Origin of the sequence: Mammaliicoccus sp. P-M59, assembly GCF_022386135.1 — a bacterium.
Taxonomy (GTDB): Bacteria; Bacillota; Bacilli; order Staphylococcales; family Staphylococcaceae; genus Mammaliicoccus; species Mammaliicoccus sciuri_A.
In genome coordinates this window covers 1-3,167 of sequence record NZ_JAJNJJ010000019.1, presented here as the reverse complement: position 1 = coordinate 3,167, position 3,167 = coordinate 1, and the positions used below count along the sequence as shown (strand labels likewise).

Below are 3,167 nucleotides of genomic sequence, written 5' to 3'. Positions count from 1 at the left end.
ATTGCTTTATTCCAATTGCTTTATTGACGTTGAGCCTCGGAACCCTTAACAATCCCAAAACTTGTCGAATGGTCGGCTTAATAGCTCACGCTATGCCGACATTCGTCTACAAGTTTAGTTAAGGGTTCTTCTCAACGATCAATAAATTTTCTCGGCATAAATGCGTGCTTTTAAAACTAAAGATGTACTTATCCAATAAATAAGCGTATACTTAATCTAACGTAATAAAAGCTCGTGAATTTAATTGTAGTGTATTTTTCTAGAATATCCTCTTTTTTATAAATGAAATTGTTACAAATATTATGTGCAAAAGCACTCGGAGGTATTCTATATGAATAACGGTACAGTAAAATGGTTTAATTCAGAAAAAGGTTTTGGTTTCATCGAAAGAGAAAATGGTAACGACGTATTCGTTCACTTTTCTAACATTGTTGGAGAAGGCTATAAATCTTTAGAAGATGGACAAAGCGTAGATTTCGACATAGTTGATGGTCAACGTGGCGAACAAGCAACTAATGTTGTTGCGGTCTAACGAAAAATAAAAAAGTCCTGGTCTATTATAGACCAGGACTTTTTTATTTTTCTCTAACCTAAATATTGCTTTATTCCAATTGCTTTATTGACGTTGAGCCTCGGAACCCTTAACAATCCCAAAACTTGTCGAATGGTCGGCTTAATAGCTCACGCTATGCCGACATTCGTCTGCAAGTTTAGTTAAGGGTTCTTCTCAACATCAATAAATTTTCTCGGCATAAATGCAACAATTTTTTATACATTGCTCACTACGTATTTTGATGTTTTTAAATTCTTTTCAGATTCTCTGCTAAGAGCATAAGGGGACACAATGCCACTACGTGTCACTCAGCATAGCTGAGGTGTCTTCTTATGCTTTATACATTTCTTTTAAGCCATGTTAAAACCAAACAAATCATACAACTAAGCCACATGATCCACTTTTAAAATGTATAACCTGTATAAAAGTTTCCTGGCATCGTCAGAACTTGTATTCAGATTCTTTACAAGCCACTTATATCAACGTTTATAAAATTATAGATTCTGATAGATTCTAAAAAACAGCTTATAGATTCTATAACCAACTTTATTTTTTGACTTTATACATTCTCATACATGCTTTATTTTGAATTTTAAGGGGTCATTTTAAAGAAATAGGGATAAATCATATAGTTTTATATCCAAAAGTTTATAAACGCTCTTAAAACGCAAATATGAGCCAAATAAATATATTTTGATTTCACAAAATGATTTTTTCTAAAAACCAGTGTCGATTTTTTAAGACACTGCCCATCTACATGCAAATTAATTTGCATACATTTTTTATAGTTCCCACAGGGGCAGGCGACATTATTTTTAACAATAAAAAAGTGTCAGTCTAAGACCAACACTTTATGTTTCTTCTTCAATTTCATCAATCATTTGATGATTTAATTCTCTTTTTTCTTGTTCTGTTAAATCATGCAATTCACTCGCTAAATATTCTTTTTGTTTCCAAATATAAAAAATTTGATAGATATATTCAGTTGGATCAATCTCTTTTAAATAATCTAAATCGCCATTTTTTAATAACTTTCTCGCCTCTTTAAATAATCCTGAATAAACTAATACCTGTTTACCTTTAAGTGATTTATAGAATGCATCAAATACTTTTTGATTTATTAAATAATCACTATCTTTACCAGAATACTTAGCCATTTCATATAATTCTTTATTGTTATTTTGTCTTATTTTTTGAACTTGAACTTGTGTGATTTCTGAAATGCCCGTTACATCACGCCATAAATCTAACCATTCTTGTTGGCTAATATAATATCTTTTATCTGTGAAATACGATTTATTTACTGCAATTAACACGTGAAAATGAGGATTATAATCATCTCTTTTTTTATTATATGTAATCTCTAACTTACGAACATAACCCTTAATAATTGATTTAACTTTTTTACGTTCAACCATTTTTTTAAAAGACTTATTATAATGTTTTATCTCATCTTCCAACTGTTCATTTTGTACATTAGGCGTCGTAAGCGTTAAAAAAATAAATTCCTTTTTCTCTTGCTGCTTAATATATTGCATCATCAAAGATAAACCCAACGCATCTTTTCTAGCTTTTCTCCAAGCACAGACAGGACAAAATCGATTTTTACAAGAATTAGCTTTATATAATTTCTGTTTTTCTAAAGTTTTATCAGCTACAAAAGACAGAAATGTATTGCAATCTTGAACTAAGTCCATTTGATTCTCTCCAATATGACGTTTAATAAATTTCTGAAATACTTGATTTCTTTGTTTTTTCTCAGTATACTTTTCCATGTTATAACACATAAAAACAACTTAGTTTTCACAAACTATGACAATAAAAAAAGTTGCTTTTTCCCCTTTCTATGTATGTTTTTGATTAGACACCTAAAACGATACATTAATAGGTACGAAAAAGCAACTTTTTTTGGGTTTTAAGCCATATATACCAATGCTTTAAGGGTAACTATCCAAAATCGAAATAGTTACCCTTATTATCAAGACAAGAAGAAACTCGTTTTCAACTCGTTTCAAATTCCTAAATTAGGAGGGATAAAATGAAAATTAATAATGTAACAGAAAAGGATTTATTTTATATTTTAGACTTATTTGAAAAAATGGAAGTAACTTATTGGTTAGATGGAGGTTGGGGTGTAGATGTATTAACTGGAAAACAACAAAGAGAACACAGAGATATAGATATAGATTTTGACGCCCAACACACTCAAAAAGTTATACAAAAATTAGAAGATATAGGATATAAAATAGAAGTTGATTGGATGCCTTCACGCATGGAACTTAAACATAAAAAATATGGATATTTAGATATTCATCCCATAAATTTAAATGATGATGGTTCCATTACTCAAGCAAATCCAGAAGGTGGCAATTACGTTTTTCAAAATGAATGGTTTTCAGAAACTAATTATAAAGGTCGAAAAATACCATGTATTTCAAAAGAAGCTCAGCTTCTTTTTCATTCTGGTTATGACTTAACAGAAAAAGACCATTTTGATATAAAAAATTTAAAATCAATAACATAATTGCTTTATTCCAATTGCTTTATTGACGTTGAGCCTCGGAACCCTTAACAATCCCAAAACTTGTCGAATGGTCGGCTTAATAGCTCACGC

3 protein-coding genes are annotated in these 3,167 nt (G+C 30.2%); 2 read left to right on the top strand and 1 reads right to left on the bottom strand.

Going from position 1 to position 3,167, the window contains the following annotated elements:
• The first annotated feature begins 331 nt into the window (after positions 1 to 331).
• The gene (locus LQ617_RS15640) at positions 332 to 532 is read left to right on the top strand and encodes a cold-shock protein (protein WP_001059083.1); all 201 of its coding nucleotides are present in this window, start codon (positions 332 to 334) and stop codon (positions 530 to 532) included.
• An 872-nt stretch (positions 533 to 1,404) separates the two neighbouring features.
• On the opposite strand, the gene LQ617_RS15635 is transcribed toward LQ617_RS15640, so the two are convergent.
• Positions 1,405 to 2,328 carry a protein rep gene (locus LQ617_RS15635; RefSeq protein ID WP_103357905.1) on the bottom strand — a complete coding sequence of 308 codons (924 nt, stop codon included), beginning with the start codon at positions 2,326 to 2,328 and terminating at the stop codon, positions 1,405 to 1,407.
• A gap of 263 nt (positions 2,329 to 2,591) precedes the next feature.
• Between LQ617_RS15635 and lnu(A) the strand changes: the two genes are divergently transcribed.
• Positions 2,592 to 3,077 (top strand): lincosamide nucleotidyltransferase Lnu(A), encoded by a 486-nt coding sequence (gene lnu(A), locus LQ617_RS15630; RefSeq protein ID WP_000700648.1) that lies wholly within the window; start codon positions 2,592 to 2,594, stop codon positions 3,075 to 3,077.
• Positions 3,078 to 3,167: the final 90 nt, after the last annotated feature.

What these genes read in the sequence shown, in the direction of transcription:
- LQ617_RS15640 (WP_001059083.1), top strand. Translation starts at nt 332, where the DNA reads ATGAATAACGGTACAGTAAAATGGTTTAATTCAGAAAAAGGTTTTGGT.
- LQ617_RS15635 (WP_103357905.1), bottom strand. Translation starts at nt 2,328, where the DNA reads ATGGAAAAGTATACTGAGAAAAAACAAAGAAATCAAGTATTTCAGAAA.